The sequence below is a fragment of the Azomonas macrocytogenes genome, from assembly GCF_014191985.1.
Taxonomy (GTDB): domain Bacteria; phylum Pseudomonadota; class Gammaproteobacteria; order Pseudomonadales; family Pseudomonadaceae; genus Azomonas; species Azomonas macrocytogenes.
In genome coordinates, this window is sequence record NZ_JACHXI010000006.1 from 59,152 (window position 1) to 74,773 (window position 15,622).

Here is a 15,622-nt window from a genome sequence, read left to right on the forward strand (position 1 = left end):
CTCTATGGGTTGAGATGGGGAATGCTGGCTGGTGCCTGCAGGTGCGTAACCCACTTGCCATTGCTGCTGCCATCCTTGAGTGTCCGCAAGGCATCGGGCAGGGCCTCGAAGGCGAAGACGCTGCGCTGCGGTGCTCGCAGACTGCCGTCGGCCAGTGCCTGCAACAGCCGCTCCCCGGTCTGGCGCAAGTTTTGTCGGTCGAGGCGGCTGCCGTGTTCGTGAATGCTGTTCAGGGCGACTTCGTGCAGTGACAGGGCGGTGCCGAAGGCCGGCAGAGGCGCTGTCTCCAGGCGATCCTGAATGCACACCAGGTGGCCGTTGTAGCCCAGCAAGGACGCGAGTGCCGCGGCGTGCCGGCCACTGACCGTATCGAACAGCGCATGCAGCCGTCGCTCGCCCAGTCGTTTGTACAGGCCGGCCGACCAGTCACCCTGGCGATAATCGAATACGCCGACGACCCCCAATTCGAGCAGCCGCTGGTGATGGCCGGGGGCCGCCGTGGCCCAGACACGCCAGCCGCGTTGCAGGGCGAACTGGACGAGAAATAGGCCGACCGCACCGCCAGCACCGACCACCAGCACATCGCGGGCCGGTGCGAGCGGGACCTTTTCCAGGGCCTGCCAGGCAGTCAGACCGGGGCAGGGCAGGCAGGCGGCCGCGGCATCGGCAAGGGCGGCTGGCACGCGCAGGACTGCCTCGGCCGTGACGCGGCAATACTCGGCGAAACTGCCATCGCGGCCGAGCGCCTGGTGATAGGCCACGCGGGTTCCTGGCAGAAGGTCGACGCCGCTGCCGACGGCCGCCACCACGCCCACGCCATCGACGCCGGGCACCTGGCCGTCGCGCCAGGCCGGATGGCCCCACTCAATCATCTTCCAGTCGACCGGGTTCAGCGCCAGCGCCCGGTTGGCGATCAGGACCTCGCCCGCGGCGGGCTGCTGCAGAGGGCGGCGGACCTGCCGCAGGCCGTCGATCCCAAGACCTGGTGTCCAGCTCCAGGCAGCGTAATCGGTGTGCAGCATGCTCGAACTCCTTGCGTCAGTGGATGGCAACCGGATTGATCGTCACCTGAGTCGTTCCGGTATAGCGCGGCTGGCCAAGGACGAAAAGAAATTCCCAGACCCGGTCCCGGACCAGCGCGCGACTGTCAATCAGTTCTAGGTTGTAGACACCGTTTTTGGCCAGCATCAATTGATTGACCGGAAATACCGCGTCACTGTCGCCTGGTACTGCCTCCAGAGCCCAGGTATCGCCACCGATGGCGACTACGCCGCGGTCGATCAGGTACTGGGCGGCCTCCAGGCCGATACCGGGTTCGCCGGCGAGAAAGCGCGTGTTGTCCTTGCCGATCAGTTCGAGCCAGCCGGTGTTGAACAGCACCACGTCGCCCTTGCCGATCTCGATGCCCTGTTTCTGCAACACCGCCTCGATATCGGCCACGCTGAAGAGGGTGCCTTCGGGAACGATGTCCTGGCCGTAATGGGCCGTCATGTCCAGCACCACTCCTCGGGTCACCAGCGGCGGGACTTTCTCCAGGCCAAGCTTTTTCACGCCTTCCATGGTGACGATATCGGCGGCGCGGTTGCCGTTGTAGTAGACATTGTCGATGCCGATATGGCCGATACCGTTGAGCTGGGTACCGACGCCAGTCCAGGCCACCACCAGCTCATCATTGAAGGTGAACTGGTTGGGCCCCATGGTCAGCCCGGCCTGCTCGCCCGGCTGGACGTTGTAGAGCTTGAAGCTGCGGTGCTGGAAGGCCGGCAGGTCTTTGTTGATCTCGATGCCCAGGGCATAAGTCTTGCCCGTCTTCACCAATTTCGCCGCGTTCAGCACGAGTTCGGGAGTCAGCAGGTTGGCCGCGCCGATCTCATCGGCCGCGCCGTACCGCGAGGGATACCAGGCGGCCGCTGGCGTCGGTTCCGCAGCCTGGGCGAATGCCGCAGTGACGGTGAGGGGCAGGGCGAGGGACAGGGCGAGTTTCTTGAACATCTTGGCGGACCGTGGCTGCGGAATCGGGAATATCCGGCAGTATCCTCAGAAGCGTTCGTCGGAAAAATGCCTGGCCCGCCACAAGAAATTTGAAACCGAATCACCAATCGGTCACGGCCGCTGACCTACCTGGGTAGATTCTTCCCTGCCGTGGCGACGACAGTCTGGTGGTTCAGTCGTCGTTGCTGCAGGCGTTGGCCCGCGTCTGGACAAGGCCTGGGCGTTGGGGGCGGCGGTCTGTCATTTGCATATCGATAGCCGATTTAGGTCTTTCCCACAGCCATAAAACACTTTTTAACATTAGCTCTGCGAATCAGTGCATTCACTATTCTGGAGAGCCAGCAGATGACTAAACCCCAATCCGAAGCCGAATATGCGGCTGCGTTAGAGAGCTTGCCAAGCGCCACGCATACGCGAGAACCCTTGGTCCTGGAAGCCGCCACCGAGGCCGTTGGCCGCAATGCGCGCTACTGGGCTATTCGCGTGGTCCCGATCTTTATCCTGCTGCTGGCGGGCGGGCTGGGTTATTTCCTGCCCAGCGGCTGGGAAACACTTCTGGGTGATCTGGGGGCGGGCCTGCAATCCCGATCCTTTTGGACGGCGGCGGCAGTGGGCCTGGGTGCCCAAATTGTCGATGGCGCGCTGGGCATGGCCTATGGCGTGACCTCGACTACCTTTCTGCTCTCTGCTGGGGTGCCTCCCGCAGCGGCCTCGGGTTCGGTGCATATCGCCGAAATCTTCACTACCGGATTCTCGGGCCTGTCGCATTGGAAACTGGGCAATGTCAACAAGGCGCTGTTCAAGCGGCTGTTGATCCCCGGCATCATCGGCGCGGTGACCGGTGCCTATATCGTGACGTCGATCGACGGCGACGTTCTCAAACCCTGGATTTCGGGTTACTTGTTGCTGATCGGCATTTATATTCTGTCGAAGCTGTGGGGCCAACTGCGCGTGCAGACCGAGCCACCGAAGTATGTGGCACCGCTGGCGCTCACTGGCGGCTTTGTCGATGCGGTGGGCGGTGGCGGTTGGGGGCCGGTCGTCACCACCTCGCTGCTGGGCAGCGGGCACGATCCACGCACCACCATTGGCTCGGTCAATGCCGCGGAGTTCTTCCTGGCGATTACTGGTGGTGTCTCCTTTGCGGTGCTGGGCGGCTTCACGCATTGGTCGGTGATCGCCGGTCTGATCTTCGGTGGCCTGTTCGCGGCGCCTTTCGCCGCCGTGCTGACCAAGTACGCGCCACCGAAGGTGCTGCTGGCCATCGTTGGGGTACTGATCTCGAGCTTGAGTCTCTACAATCTCAGCAAGCTGTGGTGAGTCACTGCCCGGTCTGACGTTTCCTCATCATCATGCTCCGGTTGCCCGGGCAGAATTGCCCGGCACCGCGCCTGCACTCCCTCCCTCCCGATACCCTGCCGTTGTTCCGCTAGCGGATCTTCAATCCTTTGTCCTGGTTTCGCCTGGCCAGCGGGCGCTGCTCAGGCGGAGCCGAACCTGAGGGCCGGATTGTTCGTGCCGGTTGAATACTGCTGTCCACTTGGATGGATTGATCGCAGGGATGATTTACAAGGATGATTTCACTGGGGCAATGGATGAAGGACAGTAGTACCGGATGGATATTCATAATAGGTTGATAGCAACGCTGTGCCGCTGTGCAGTTTTGGGGGGTGCCCTGATGGCTGCCGTACCTTCGCAGGCCGCTGGCATGCCATTGGGGCAGCTGCGGTTCGAGGATTATCAGTACGATACCTTGCAGTGGCTGGAGCGCCATCGGGTATTCCAGACCCAGAATCGCTCGGCCGAACTGAGCTGGAATGCACCGCAGCAATGGCGTCCGCAGGGCAAGCCCCGGCGGGGTATCCTGCTGATTCATGGGCTGGGCGATTCGCCCTGGTCGTTCCACGATGTCGGTGCTCGCCTGGCGGAGCAGGGATTTCTGGCCAGATCGATACTGTTGCCCGGCCATGGCACGCAGCCGGCCGATCTGCTGGAAACCAGCCTGGAAGACTGGCGGCGCGTCGTTGCCGAGCAGGTCGCGATCCTGCAGCGGGAGGTGGGGCAGGTCTATCTGGGCGGATTTTCCACAGGGGCGAATCTGGCCCTCGAATATGCCTATGCGCATCCGGAAATTGCCGGCCTGCTGCTGTTTTCGCCAGCGTTCAAATCCGACAGCCTTTACGACTGGCTGACGCCATGGATCAGCTGGATCCGGCCATGGGTGCTCGGCTCGAATAGCGAGCGGCCCATGCAGAATGCCGTGCGCTACCTGACGGTCCCGACCAACGGCTTCGCCCAGTTTTATCGCAGCAGCCGCGTCGCCCGCCGGGAGCTGCAGCAGCGCTCCTACGACAAGCCCGTCTTCATGGTGGTGGTCCGCCACGATTCGGTGCTGGATACGGCTTATCTCATGGAAAGTTTCCAGACGCGCTTCACCCATCCGGCCAGCCGGCTGGTCTGGTATGGCGAGCCGCCAGTGGCAGCGGCTGCCGACGATCCACGGGTGCTGGTGCGCTCGGATGCCCTGCCCGAGCGGCGAATTAGCCAGTTCTCGCACATGGGGCTACTGTTTTCGCCCGAGAATCCACTCTATGGCCAGGATGGTAGTCTGCGCATTTGCTGGAACGGTCAGGATGAAGCCGCGACCGCAGCCTGCGAGCGGGGCGCACCGGTCTGGTTCTCGGATTGGGGCTATCGGGAAGACGGCAAGGTCCACGCACGCCTGACCTACAATCCCTATTTCGACTGGCAGACACAGGTGATGGCCGAAGTGCTGGAGCAGGGCGCGACACCCGTCCGGATGATCCAGGCGACCAAGGCACCCTGAGCATGGCTTCGAAGGCTCAGGCGAAGCCGCCATTGGCGCGCAGCACCTGGGAATTCACCCAGGCGCCGTCCGAGCCTGCCAGAAACGCCACCACGCTGGCGATATCGTCGGGCTGACCAATCCGTTCGAGCGGTGCCTGCTTGACGATCTGAGCGATCTGTTCCTCGCTCTTGCCTTGGCGGAACAGTTCGGTCGCCACCGGACCGGGAGCCACTGCGTTGACCGTGATGCCGCGTCCGCGCAGTTCGTTGGCGAACACATGGACGAGACCCTCGACGCCCGCCTTGGAAGCGATGTACGGCCCGTAACCCGGGAAATTTTTGGCCAGCACGCTGGAGGATAGTGCGATGAAGCGGCCACCTTCACCCAGGTGTCTGGCCGCATGGGCCATCATCAGAAAGGTGCCGTGCAGATTGGTAGCGACCGCCTGGTAGAGCTCGGGCAGGCTTTCGAGCGCAATAGGCGCGACAGGCATGACTCCGGCATTGTTGACCACGACATCGATACGGCTGAAGGCCTCTTGGGCACTCTCGTACAGCGCGGCTACCTGTTCGGGATCGCTGATATCAGCCTGGGTAGCGATGGCCGTACCGCCCTGGGCGCGAATGGTCGATACGGTTTCTTGCGCCCTGGCTGCATTACCGGCATAGCCGACCACAACGGCGAAGCCGTCGGCGGCCAGACGTTTGGCGATAGCCTGACCGATGCCGCGAGAGCCTCCGGTGACAATGGCAGTTTTGCTGGCAGTGTTCATGCAATGCTCCTTCTGTGTCGTATGGCCAGAAGCGGCCGGACTTGCTGGATAGGCATTCTTCATGTTGTGCCATTCGGGATAAATCGCTATTAATTGGCAACACAATTCAAAATAAATAAACAATAGCCGACATGGACCGCTTCGACTCCCTGCAACTGTTCGCCCGTATTGTGGAAATGGGCAGCTTCACCCGTGCTGCGGGTGCCCTGGATATTCCGCGCGCCACGGCGACCCACGCCATCAAGGAGCTGGAAGCGCGGCTGGGGGCCCGTTTGCTGGAACGGACCACACGGCAGGTACAACCCACGCTGGACGGACAGGCTTTCTATGAGCGCTGCGTTCGCATCCTCGGCGAGCTGGAGGATGCCGAATCATCGTTGCAGCACGTAGCCGCCAATCCGCGTGGCGTGCTGCGCCTGGATCTGCATGGCATCCATGCAACCCGGATCGTACTGCCGAGAATCGATGAATTTCGGGCTCGTTATCCGAGCATCGATCTGGTAGTCAGCGGCGGAGATCGCCTGGTGGACCTGATTCAGGAAGGCATCGATTGCGTCGTGCGCGCGGGCAATCCGCGCGATTCGTCGCTTGTGGCGCGCCGATTGGCAGTTATGCCGCAGGTCATCTGCGCCAGCCCTCTCTACCTGGAACGCTTCGGTGTTCCGCAGCACCCGGACGATCTGCCTGCCCATCAGGCGGTAGGTTTCTTTTCCAGTACCCGGCACACCCACTATCCATTCGAATTGCTCATCGCTGGGCAGTTGCAGGCGTTTTCGCTGGGGGGCTGGATTTCGGTTAACGACGCCGAGAACTATGTCGTCTGCGCCTTGCGCGGTGGCGGCCTGATCCAGCTACCGCGCTTCCATGTGGAAGAAGAACTGCGCCAGGGCCGCCTGGTAGCGGTACTGGACGACTGGAAGAGCCCGGACTTGCCCGTCTCAGCCCTGTATCCCTACCACCGGCAATTGTCGCCACGGGTCCGGGTGTTCATCGATTGGGTCGGCAAGCTGTACGAAGAGCGTTTCGGTCCTGTCCCTGCATCGGTCTGAGCATAAGCGTGCGAGGCAGTCGTTCCCGTCAAGGCCTCATTGAACATGCAATACGCCATACCGCGGCCTGTCTCAGTGCCGCGCAAAGTCCCGCAGGATATCGCTGCGCAGCTCGTGCAGGCGTGGATGGTCGCGGTGGCGCGGGTGCGGCAGGTCCACCTCGACGATGCGCCCGATCTTGCCGGGGCGCGGTTGCATCACCACCACGCGATCACCCAGGAACACGGCTTCGTCCACATCGTGGGTGACCAGCACGGTGGTGATGCCCTCGGCCAGCCAGATCCGCGCCAGTTCTTCCTGCAACTGGGCGCGGGTCAGGGCATCGAGGGCGCCGAAGGGTTCGTCCAGCAGCAGGATCTTCGGTCGATTGACCAGCCCGCGGGCAATCGCCACCCGTTGGCTCATGCCGCCGGAGAGCTGCGCCGGCCAGGCTCTAGCGAAGGCTTCCAGGCCCACCAGGCGCAGATGTTCATGTACCCGCTGCAGGCGCTCGGCCTTGCTCAGTGGCGAGTTGAGCAGCGCCAGCAGAACGTTGTCCTCCACGGTCAGCCAGGGATACAGGCGGTGATCCTGGAAGACGATGCCGCGTTCGGGGTCCGTGCCTTCGATCGGTGCGCCATCCAGTTGCAGGCTGCCACCCGAAGCCTGCTCCAGGCCGACCAGCAGGCGCAGCAGGGTAGATTTGCCGCAACCGCTGCCGCCGACGATGCTGATGAATTCACCCTGGCGGATATTCAGGGAAATATCGTCGAGCACATGCAGTTCGCCATCTTCGACCGGAAAGCGCTTGTCGACCTGGCGCAGGCTGAGAAAGTCGCTTCGCATGGCATAGCTCCTCAATGATGATGTGGCTCGCGCCAGGCCAGGGCGCGTTTTTCGATCCAACCAGCCAGATGGTTGAGCACGATGCCAACGCAACCGACCACCACCAGGCCATAGATCACCTGATCCATCGCGAAATGTTCGCGTCCATCGATCATGGTGTTGCCGATGCCGGGCGCAGCAGAAAAGAAGTATTCGGCGCCCAGCGTCGTCAGCCAGGCGTAGATCAACCCCAGGTGCAGACCGGCGAAGATCGCCGGTGCGGCGGAAGGCAGGAGCAACTTGAACAGCCGCTGCGTCGAGGTCAGCCCGAGCACCTGTGCCACCTCATAGAGTTCGCGGCGCGTGGCGCGGATGCCTTCGAAGCTGTTCAGCGCCACCGGATAGAACACCGCAAGGCTGATGAACGCCACCTTGGCCGCTTCACCGAAGCCAAACCAGGCCGACAGCAGCGGAATCCAGGCGAACGGGGCGATCTGCTTGAGCGTGTGGAAGGTCGGTCCGACCAGCCGTTCGGCCAGCCGCGACAACCCGAGCAGGCAACCGCAGGCCAGGCCCAGGGACGCGCCCAGTGCAAAACCGGTCAGGTTGCGTTGCAGGCTGGCCGCAAGGTTCTGCCACAACTCGCCGCTGATCGCTGCCTGCCAGGCCGCCTCGGCCACGGCAACCGGGCTGGCGACGAGGCGGGTATCCACCCATTCCGCTGCCGTAGCCAGCCACCAGAGCGCAAGCAGCCCGAGCGGAACCACCCAGCCGCGCAGGTCGAAACGTTTCTTCAAGTGCTGGGCGGGCATGCGCGAATCTCCTTCAGAACGCCTGGCGCTGCCAGCGCTGCAGGCGGGTTTCGAGCAGTGCCAGCCCCTTGTCCAGCACCAGGCCGACCAGCCCGACCATCAGCATGGCGACGATCACCTGGTCGAGCTGGAACATTTGCCGGCCGTCGACCATCAGGTAGCCGAGGCCTTCGCTGGAGGCCAGCAGCTCGACCGTGACCAGTGCAATCCAGCCTTTGGTCAGGGCGAAGCGCAGGCCGGTGAAGAGGCTCGGCAGCGCCGCCGGCAGGATGACCCGGCGCAGCCGCTGAGCCAGGTTGAAGCGGTACACCTGGGCCACTTCCAGGTAACTCGGTGGAATCGCGCGGATGCCGGAAAAGGTATTGATGGTCAACGGCACCAGCACCGCATGGGCGATCACCAGGTATTTCAGGGTTTCATCGATACCGACCAGCATCATCAACAGCGGAATCCAGCCCAGCACCGGCACCTGGCTGATGGCCTGAAACAGCGGCAACAGATAGGCTTCGACGCGCCGCGAAAGCCCCATCGACAGGCCGAGCAACAGACCCAGCACGCTACCCATGGCCGCGCCGATCAATACCCGCTGCAGGCTGATGGACAGCTCGAACCACAGATCACCGCTGTGCCAGAGCGTAAGCAGGGTTTCCAGCACCAGCGACGGCGGCGGCAGAATCTGCGCCGAAACCCATTGCCGCACGACCGCCGTGTGCCAGAGCAGCAGCAGGGCCGCCGGTAGCAGCAGGGCACAGCTCTTGAGGGCGAGCCAGCGCAGTGGCGGTACGAGGTTTGGCCAGCGTCGGCCAGCAAACAACGGCGAACGGACGAGCGTCGTGTTCATCGGTCCGTGTCCCTGGCGGCGGATTCCTGCACATGCGGCCGGTTATCGGCGTCGTACACTGGCCACAACTGCTGCAGGCCGAGCTGGGCGATGGCGTTATCCACATACTTCGGCTCGACCCAGCTCGCTACGTCGACATCGCCGCGCAACAACCCCAACTCGCGGGATTCGGTCACCGTGGCGCGATAGCGGTCGATGAAGAAACCATCGATCCGTGGCGAATAGCGGCGCGCCAGCGATTGACCCTCCTGCACCGCGCGCAGCGCCGAGACAGGTGTGCCGGAGTTGGCCCACAAGGCGATGGCAGCCTCGCGATTTTCCGCCGCCGAGGTCCAGGCGGCGGTCTTGACCAGGCCGTTGACCACTTTCTGCACGATCTCTGGATGCTGCTGCTCGAAATCACCATCCACCAGTACATGGGCCTGGCGGGTCAGGCGCGGGTCCTGCGCGCGGATGTCGTAGATGATCCGGCCGGTGCCATTGGCCTGGAGCAGAAAGGCTTCCGAACTGAACCAACCGGCATCGATATCCTTTGCTGCCAGCGCGGCGCCTATGGTGGCCAGGTCCATGTTGATGATGCGGAAATCCCGTTCGCGCAAACCCTGGGCCTTCAGCGCCCGAGCCACCGAAAGCTGCATGTTGGTGCCCTTGAACAGCCCTACGCGTTTGCCTTTGAGGTCCGCCAGGGTTTTTGCCGTGGATTCCGGCGGTACCACCAGATAAGTCGAAATAAGCAGCGAATCGGCGGTGATCAAGCGGGTGTTCAGGCCACCGGCCTTGCCGATCACGGCCGGCAGATCGCCCTGCATGGAAAAATCCAGCTGCTTGTTGGCCAGCGCCTCGTTGACGGCGGGACCCGCGCCCTTGAAGTAGATCCACTCGACCTCGATGCCGTCGCCTTTCAGTTCCTCCTCGATGGCATGGCGTTGATGAGCCAGGCCAGACACGTTGTCGGACGCGTACGGAATGCCACCCTTGCCGACGGTCGCCATACCGAAGCGAATCACCTTCGGCGGATCGGCCGCTTCGGCCGGGATCGACCAGACTGCGGCGAATACCAGCGGCAGGGAAGACAACAGCGTGCGTTTCATCGATCGAGGTTCCTTTTCCTGTTTTTGTCGGCGCCGGCCGGTTGTGCAAGGTCGGCCAGGAGCGAAAAGGAAGCGTGCACGGCTTATGCCATAATTTTCATTTTTATAATATTGAAATGCCATAGCGATATAGCACGCTGCGCCAGCGCCTTGCACCAGACGCCCGCGGCTTGCCTTGCCAAGGCCCGCTTGCCCCGCAGAATGCGGCGCAGCAAGCCGCCGCGCACCAGAGCCGCGCCGAGTAACTGTGGGAAATCCGGCAGATAGTGGCCCGTGCTGTTTGAAACGGCACAGGCCGGGCTCGGGAGCGAGTACCTTTCGGCGCGCTGATACAATCCCGCCGCCATCGCACACCATCGCCTGACGGTAAGCTGCGCTCCGACCTCGACGCTGCCGTAGAACAAACCCGGCAAGGACAAGCCCGAAGAAATGCGCTCGGTCGGCTGGCTGATCGACAACGCCATGGAAGCCGTCGAACGCGAGAATGCCCGTCTGAAAAACGTGCTCAACAAAGACTTCGCCCGTGTCCAGCTCGACTCCAGGAAACTGGCTGGGTTTGCCAGGAATGATGGGTAAACCGTCCTTGTTGAAGGTAGTAGAAGAACTCGGCGGCATTAAAAAACAACTATCCGAAATAACTTCCTGGGAACATTCAATAGTTGATCTGATTGACGCCACCAAGCCTGATCAGGCTATACGGGCATTGTTGCTTGCAAAGCATTTCCCTACAGATGTTAAAGGCGCTGAATAATACATGACGACTTATCTGCCCCCCTACACCCTCACCAGCGACATCGTTTCGCTGGTCGCCGCCATTGCGGAGCAGGTGGGGCGGTTGAGTGCCTTGCCGGAGCAGGGGCTGGGTTTACGTCTGCGCCGTATCAATCGCATTCGCACGGTAACCGGCTCGCTGGCGATCGAGGGCAATACCCTGTCGGAAGAGCAGATCACGGCATTGCTGGAGGGTAAAACCGTACTGGCTCCGCCGCGTGAGTTGCAGGAAGCCCGCAATGCACTGGCGGTTTATGAACAACTGCCGAACTGCAATGGACTGAAAGAAGCGGATTTATTGGCAGCGCACCAGTTGCTGATGAAAGGTCTGCCGGATCATCCAGGGAATTACCGCAGTGGTGGTGTGGGCGTGATGGCAGGCAAGGAAATATTGCACATGGCACCGCCAGCCAACCGGGTACCTGAACTGATGCAGCAGTTGTTTGGCTGGTTGAAAAATACCCGTGAACATCCATTGATTGCCAGTTCGGTGTTTCATTAGGAGTTTGAATTTATCCATCCTTTTGCCGATGGCAATGGGCGCATGGGGCGATTATGGCAAACGCTGCTGCTTTCCCATTGGCAGCTAGCCTTTGCCTGGTTGCCGGTGGAGAGCCTGATTCATCGGCAACAGGCCGCCTATTATCAGGCGTTGAATGACAGTACGGCAGCAACGGATTGCGCGCCCTTTATCCGCTTCATGCTGGAGTGCAGTGATCGGACGTTGCAGACGACTACCCCGCAAGATTCCCCGCAAGTTGAATCCTTGCTGCGGGCGCTCACCGGCGAGATGGCGCGGCAGGAAATGCAGGCGGTGCTGGGGCTGGTCGAGATGACTCTGCCTGACAAACCCAACAGCAGAAACCAGCGTTATCGCCTGACTGGCCCCGGTTTACAAAAACGAGCGGCCTTGCAGGACGGCAGTTACAGGTAATACAGGGAGGTAATCGACAATGAACAGACAACACATCCAGATTTTCACCAGTGCCGATGGCCAGGCGCAGCTTGATGTGGCTCTGGATAAAGAAACCGTCTGGCTGACGCAGGAGCAGATGTGCGAACTGTTCGGGCGGGAGCGTTCGGTCATCACCAAGCACATTCTCAATGTGTTCAAGGAGGGGGAACTGGTGCGCGATTCAGTATGTGCAAAATTTGCACGTACTGCCGAGGATGGCAAAACCTACCAGACGCAGTTCTACAACCTCGACGTCATCATCTCGGTTGGCTATCGGATCAAGTCCCCACGTGGCGTGCAGTTCCGCCAATGGGCCACCGGTGTGCTGCGCCAGCATCTGGTCGATGGCTATACGCTGAACCAGCGCCGTTTGGCCGAGCGCGGCATCGAGTTCGAGCAGGCGGTGAGCCTGCTGTCGCGCACGTTGGCCAACCAGCAGCTTGTCTCGGATGAAGGTCGCGCCGTGTTGCAGGTGATTGGCGACTACGCCCGCAGTTGGAGCCTGCTGCAAGGCTGTGACGAGCAGAGTTTGCAAGAACAGAACGCCCGTCAGAACGGCATGCTGGCGCTGGACGATGCGCTGGCGGCCATTGCGCAATTGAAGGCGGAACTGATCGCCAAGGGCGAGGCCACGGAGTTGTTCGGCCAGTTGCGTGGCGAGGGGTTGGCTTCCGCCATTGCCACCATCGAGCAGGGTTTTGGCGATGAGCTGTTCTACCCTAACGTGGCCAGCCGGGCGGCGCATCTGCTGTATTTCGTCATCAAGAACCACCCACTGGCCGATGGCAACAAGCGTACGGGTTCGTTTCTGTTCCTGTGGTATCTGCGCTTGAACCAGCAACTGCTGGCGCAGCCTGTGAGCGGTTGATCAACGACCAATACCTTGGTGGCGCTGGCCCTGTTGGTGGCCGAAAGTCTGCCCGAGCAGAAGGAATTGATGGTTCGCCTGATCGAGCATTTCGTGCTGCTCAGGGCGGATACGGAAGGGGAACACCCGTGAGCGAGACTGAATAACAACGCGAAGACCTTCTGCCCCATCACCCTCTGATCAACCTTCGCGGAACGGACCTCCGATGCACTCATTGCTTTGCCTGTTGCTGACCATGCTCGCGCCTTTCGCCTTCGCCCAGGCCATCCTCAACAGCAGCGCCGAGCTGGATACCCCCACCGGAACGCTGCACAGCAGCCTGATGCTGCCCAAGTCCGAGCAACGCCTGCCGGTCGCACTGCTGATTGCCGGCTCCGGCCCGACCGATCACAATGGCAACGATCCACAAATGCGCAACGACAGCCTTAAGCGCCTGGCCCAGGTGCTGGCCAGAAGCGGCATCGCCAGCCTGCGCTACGACAAGCGCGGTATTGCCGCCATCCAGGCCGCAGGGCCGGACGAGCGTGCTCTGAGCGTCGAGCGTTACGCCGAGGATGCCATCGCCTGGAACTGGCAATTGAAGGCCGATCCACGTTTCGGCCAGTTGATCTTGATCGGCCACAGCAAAGGCGCCCTGATCGCCAGCCTCGCCGTGCAGGAAGGACGCAGCTGCCACTGGCCAACGTGCTGGGTAACGGCGTCGTCGAGTTCATCAAGCGCACGCTTGCCTACCATGATCGCGAAAGCGGCTGATAAGAAGCTGGATATCGTCAAGTTCACCACGGTGGACCGCAAGCGTTCCGACGCGGACAGGAACAGTGCGCTCAAGTAGATCCTGGACAATGCCATCGTGGCAGTGGAGACGGCGCGGGTCATCGAGGAACTGATCCAGATGGCCAAGGACTTCCAGGCAGCACTGGAACGCGAAGCTGCGCTGGGGCTGAATCCGGACGAGATCGCCTTCTACGATGCACTGGCCAACAATGAAAGCGCGGTACGGGAGCTGGGCGATGAAATCCTCAAGAAGATCGCCGTCGAGATCACCGAGAAGCTGCGGGGTAGCACCACGGTGGATTGGCAGGTGCGCGAGAGTGTGCGCGCCCGGCTGCGAATTCTGGTGCGGCGGACTTTGCAGAAGTGGAAGTACCCGCCCGACCAGCAACCCGATGCGGTTGAGTTGGTACTCAAGCAGGCGGAATCGTTATCGAACGAGTGGTCGAAATAAGTTGATGCAGGGCGAGGCGAGCCGAAACGGCATCTGCTATCGACGATGACTGAGCGTTGGAACTTCCGGAAGATACAAAACAGGCCCATGGCGTGGCATGGGCCTGTTTGCGGCAGGCGGCCCGGAGTCGGGCGCTGCCACGTGAGGTCAGGTGTTCTGGCGGACGCCGGCGACCAGCCAGGGCTGGTTTTCACCCTGGGTCCGTTCCATGCGCCAGCTTTCGCTGAACGGTTCGCCCTGGTCGAAGCGCGAGGTCTTGGCGGTACCGCTGAAGGTTACGGTAGCGACGGTTTTGTCGGCCAGGTCGTCGACGCCATCGAGCTGGACCTGCAGGTTGTCGATGTAGGTCGCTTGATAGCCGTCACCCAGTTCCTGGCGTTCTTTTTTGAGCAGTTGCAGCATCTGCGGCGTGACGAACTCGGCGATCTTGTCCATCTCGTTGGTATCCCAATGCTGCTGCAGGGCCATGAAGTGGGTGCGTGCGTTCTCGACGAAGCGCTGTTCGCTGAACCAGGCCGGGGCCTTGATCAGCGCCGCGCCGGGGGCACGCGACGTACCACCAGGCACCTGCTGTTGCGGCATCTGCCGTTGCAGTGGCGCATGTCCGGCCATGGCCGGCTGATGCTGGCGACGCTTGCGCGCGATGATGAAGCGGAACACCAGAAAGGCGACCAGTGCGATAAGGAGGATATCCAGGAGCTGGATGCCTTCGAAGCCGTCGCCCATGAACATCGAAGCGAGCAGGCCACCGGCGGCAATGCCGGCCAGCGGACCGAGCCAGCGCGAAGCACCGCTGGGCGCAGGTTGTTGCGGTGGCGCGGCAGGGTTGGCGTGAGGTTGCTGCTGCGGGGCCTGGCGAGTCTGGTGGCTGGGCGCCGAGCCCATGCTTTGGCCGCCGCCGAAGCGCTTGGCGGAAGCCTCCAGGCTCAGGGTCAGAGCGAGGCAGAAGACCATGAAGATACTGAGAAAACGTTGCATGGCAGTTTCCCGATTAATGAGTCACGCCGCCATGTTGCCCAGCATTACGAGGGAAAAGCCAAAGATAAATGTATCCGTCTTTTACCCTTGCGGTTCGCTTGGCGGGGGTGTACTCGCCTATTCGTATTCTGCCGGAATCCGCTATTGCGCCGCCCGCAGCGTCACGCCGGCATTCACCAACCCGTCACCCATGCGCTGCAGATTGCTTCGGTCCAGCTGTATGCCTTGCCTTTGCAGCTCCGCCAACCAGCTCAGCAGGGTCACGGCAGCAGCATTGGGTAGATTGATGGTCAGGGTGCCATCGCCGCCATTGTCGAGGCTTTCCACGATCAGGCCGCGTTGCTGGGCCGTCTGGGTGACCAGCCCCTGCAGTTGCTCGGGCGCTACGGTGGGGTGCGGGATGCGGGACATTTGCCGGGCCAGGTCGGTGTTCTGCTCGATGTGGGCGTGCAGGTCGCGTTGTTGCTGGTAATAGCTGCGCGCCTCGATCAACGAGCGCTGTGCCGGCTGCCAGACGGCGAGATAGAGGACCAGCGCCAACAGCACGGCGCCGAGCAGGATGAGGGCCTGGCGGTCGCGGGTAGGCAGTTTCTGCCAGCGCTGCCAGAGCGGCGACTGCTCGAGCGCGGTGTTCAGCTGTTCCTGGAAGCGCATC

General features: G+C 61.8%; 16 protein-coding genes and 3 pseudogenes. 9 read left to right on the forward strand and 10 right to left on the reverse strand.

Annotation, left to right across the window (positions count from 1 at the left end; all coding sequences use genetic code 11):
* Positions 1-2: 2 nt before the first annotated feature.
* Both FHR87_RS07875 and FHR87_RS07880 read right to left on the reverse strand, forming a co-directional pair.
* Positions 3-1,052: an alcohol dehydrogenase catalytic domain-containing protein gene (locus FHR87_RS07875; protein ID WP_338021233.1), complete on the reverse strand. Its 1,050-nt coding sequence runs from the start codon at positions 1,050-1,052 to the stop codon at positions 3-5.
* Positions 1,039-1,992 (reverse strand): cyclase family protein, encoded by a 954-nt coding sequence (locus tag FHR87_RS07880; RefSeq protein ID WP_183166172.1) that lies wholly within the window; start codon positions 1,990-1,992, stop codon positions 1,039-1,041. The genes FHR87_RS07875 and FHR87_RS07880 overlap by 14 nt, the downstream gene beginning before the upstream one ends.
* A gap of 345 nt (positions 1,993-2,337) precedes the next feature.
* On the opposite strand from FHR87_RS07880, the gene FHR87_RS07885 reads away from it, so the two are divergent.
* Both FHR87_RS07885 and FHR87_RS07890 read left to right on the forward strand, forming a co-directional pair.
* Positions 2,338-3,312, forward strand: a complete 975-nt coding sequence (locus tag FHR87_RS07885; RefSeq protein ID WP_183166173.1) for a sulfite exporter TauE/SafE family protein — start codon at positions 2,338-2,340, stop codon at positions 3,310-3,312.
* Between the two features lie 358 nt (positions 3,313-3,670).
* Complete coding sequence (locus FHR87_RS07890; RefSeq protein ID WP_246335865.1) at positions 3,671-4,819, forward strand: alpha/beta hydrolase; 1,149 nt, start codon at positions 3,671-3,673, stop codon at positions 4,817-4,819.
* 16 nt (positions 4,820-4,835) lie between these two features.
* On the opposite strand, the gene FHR87_RS07895 is transcribed toward FHR87_RS07890, so the two are convergent.
* Positions 4,836-5,573 (reverse strand): SDR family oxidoreductase, encoded by a 738-nt coding sequence (locus FHR87_RS07895; RefSeq protein ID WP_183166174.1) that lies wholly within the window; start codon positions 5,571-5,573, stop codon positions 4,836-4,838.
* Between the two features lie 131 nt (positions 5,574-5,704).
* Between FHR87_RS07895 and FHR87_RS07900 the strand changes: the two genes are divergently transcribed.
* Positions 5,705-6,622, forward strand: a complete 918-nt coding sequence (locus FHR87_RS07900) for a LysR family transcriptional regulator (RefSeq protein ID WP_183166175.1) — start codon at positions 5,705-5,707, stop codon at positions 6,620-6,622.
* 72 nt (positions 6,623-6,694) lie between these two features.
* Here the strand turns inward: FHR87_RS07900 and FHR87_RS07905 are convergent, their stop codons facing one another.
* The 5 genes from FHR87_RS07905 to FHR87_RS07925 all read right to left on the reverse strand — a co-directional run bounded on the left by FHR87_RS07905 (position 6,695) and on the right by FHR87_RS07925 (position 10,634).
* Positions 6,695-7,447, reverse strand: a complete 753-nt coding sequence (locus tag FHR87_RS07905; protein WP_183166176.1) for an ABC transporter ATP-binding protein — start codon at positions 7,445-7,447, stop codon at positions 6,695-6,697.
* An 11-nt stretch (positions 7,448-7,458) separates the two neighbouring features.
* A complete protein-coding gene (locus tag FHR87_RS07910) occupies positions 7,459-8,238 on the reverse strand; it encodes an ABC transporter permease (protein ID WP_183166177.1) in 780 nt (259 codons plus the stop codon).
* A gap of 13 nt (positions 8,239-8,251) precedes the next feature.
* Positions 8,252-9,079 (reverse strand): ABC transporter permease, encoded by an 828-nt coding sequence (locus tag FHR87_RS07915; RefSeq protein ID WP_183166178.1) that lies wholly within the window; start codon positions 9,077-9,079, stop codon positions 8,252-8,254.
* Positions 9,076-10,170 (reverse strand): ABC transporter substrate-binding protein, encoded by a 1,095-nt coding sequence (locus FHR87_RS07920; protein ID WP_183166179.1) that lies wholly within the window; start codon positions 10,168-10,170, stop codon positions 9,076-9,078. The genes FHR87_RS07915 and FHR87_RS07920 overlap by 4 nt, the downstream gene beginning before the upstream one ends.
* 83 nt (positions 10,171-10,253) lie before the next feature.
* Entirely contained in the window at positions 10,254-10,634 is a 381-nt protein-coding gene (locus FHR87_RS07925; RefSeq protein ID WP_183166180.1) for a hypothetical protein, read from the reverse strand.
* Positions 10,635-10,693: 59 nt separating this feature from the next.
* On the opposite strand from FHR87_RS07925, the gene FHR87_RS07930 reads away from it, so the two are divergent.
* From FHR87_RS07930 to FHR87_RS07950, 6 genes and pseudogenes are all read left to right on the forward strand, one after another.
* On the forward strand, positions 10,694-10,921 hold the full coding sequence (locus tag FHR87_RS07930) for a hypothetical protein (protein WP_183166181.1): 228 nt from the start codon (positions 10,694-10,696) through the stop codon (positions 10,919-10,921).
* Between the two features lie 3 nt (positions 10,922-10,924).
* A pseudogene (locus FHR87_RS19545) lies at positions 10,925-11,503 on the forward strand (Fic family protein); the annotation flags it as partial.
* Between the two features lie 243 nt (positions 11,504-11,746).
* Positions 11,747-11,875, forward strand: a complete 129-nt coding sequence (locus tag FHR87_RS19550; RefSeq protein ID WP_338021239.1) for a Fic family protein — start codon at positions 11,747-11,749, stop codon at positions 11,873-11,875.
* Between the two features lie 19 nt (positions 11,876-11,894).
* Positions 11,895-12,764: a virulence RhuM family protein/type II toxin-antitoxin system death-on-curing family toxin gene (locus FHR87_RS07940; RefSeq protein WP_221189777.1), complete on the forward strand. Its 870-nt coding sequence runs from the start codon at positions 11,895-11,897 to the stop codon at positions 12,762-12,764.
* 205 nt (positions 12,765-12,969) lie between these two features.
* A pseudogene (locus tag FHR87_RS07945) lies at positions 12,970-13,434 on the forward strand (alpha/beta hydrolase); the annotation flags it as partial.
* A gap of 186 nt (positions 13,435-13,620) precedes the next feature.
* Positions 13,621-13,989 (forward strand): annotated as a pseudogene (locus tag FHR87_RS07950) (type I restriction enzyme endonuclease domain-containing protein); the annotation flags it as partial.
* A 147-nt stretch (positions 13,990-14,136) separates the two neighbouring features.
* On the opposite strand, the gene FHR87_RS07955 reads toward FHR87_RS07950, so the two are convergent.
* Together FHR87_RS07955 and gspM are read right to left on the reverse strand one after the other, a co-directional pair.
* The gene (locus FHR87_RS07955; RefSeq protein ID WP_183166182.1) at positions 14,137-14,967 is read right to left on the reverse strand and encodes a Tim44 domain-containing protein; all 831 of its coding nucleotides are present in this window, start codon (positions 14,965-14,967) and stop codon (positions 14,137-14,139) included.
* A 141-nt stretch (positions 14,968-15,108) separates the two neighbouring features.
* Complete coding sequence (gspM, locus tag FHR87_RS07960; RefSeq protein ID WP_183166183.1) at positions 15,109-15,621, reverse strand: type II secretion system protein GspM; 513 nt, start codon at positions 15,619-15,621, stop codon at positions 15,109-15,111.
* Between the last annotated feature and the right edge of the window lies 1 nt (position 15,622).

Bases quoted from the DNA above. Each gene is read 5' to 3' on its own strand.
- FHR87_RS07910 (WP_183166177.1), bottom strand. From the start codon at position 8,238: ATGCCCGCCCAGCACTTGAAGAAACGTTTCGACCTGCGCGGCTGGGTG.
- FHR87_RS19550 (WP_338021239.1), top strand. From the start codon at position 11,747: ATGCAGGCGGTGCTGGGGCTGGTCGAGATGACTCTGCCTGACAAACCC.
- FHR87_RS07885 (WP_183166173.1), top strand. From the start codon at position 2,338: ATGACTAAACCCCAATCCGAAGCCGAATATGCGGCTGCGTTAGAGAGC.
- FHR87_RS07925 (WP_183166180.1), bottom strand. From the start codon at position 10,634: ATGGCGTTGTCGATCAGCCAGCCGACCGAGCGCATTTCTTCGGGCTTG.
- gspM (WP_183166183.1), bottom strand. From the start codon at position 15,621: ATGCGCTTCCAGGAACAGCTGAACACCGCGCTCGAGCAGTCGCCGCTC.
- FHR87_RS07955 (WP_183166182.1), bottom strand. From the start codon at position 14,967: ATGCAACGTTTTCTCAGTATCTTCATGGTCTTCTGCCTCGCTCTGACC.
- FHR87_RS07920 (WP_183166179.1), bottom strand. From the start codon at position 10,170: ATGAAACGCACGCTGTTGTCTTCCCTGCCGCTGGTATTCGCCGCAGTC.
- FHR87_RS07900 (WP_183166175.1), top strand. From the start codon at position 5,705: ATGGACCGCTTCGACTCCCTGCAACTGTTCGCCCGTATTGTGGAAATG.
- FHR87_RS07915 (WP_183166178.1), bottom strand. From the start codon at position 9,079: ATGAACACGACGCTCGTCCGTTCGCCGTTGTTTGCTGGCCGACGCTGG.
- FHR87_RS07895 (WP_183166174.1), bottom strand. From the start codon at position 5,573: ATGAACACTGCCAGCAAAACTGCCATTGTCACCGGAGGCTCTCGCGGC.
- FHR87_RS07940 (WP_221189777.1), top strand. From the start codon at position 11,895: ATGAACAGACAACACATCCAGATTTTCACCAGTGCCGATGGCCAGGCG.
- FHR87_RS07890 (WP_246335865.1), top strand. From the start codon at position 3,671: ATGGCTGCCGTACCTTCGCAGGCCGCTGGCATGCCATTGGGGCAGCTG.
- FHR87_RS07905 (WP_183166176.1), bottom strand. From the start codon at position 7,447: ATGCGAAGCGACTTTCTCAGCCTGCGCCAGGTCGACAAGCGCTTTCCG.
- FHR87_RS07880 (WP_183166172.1), bottom strand. From the start codon at position 1,992: ATGTTCAAGAAACTCGCCCTGTCCCTCGCCCTGCCCCTCACCGTCACT.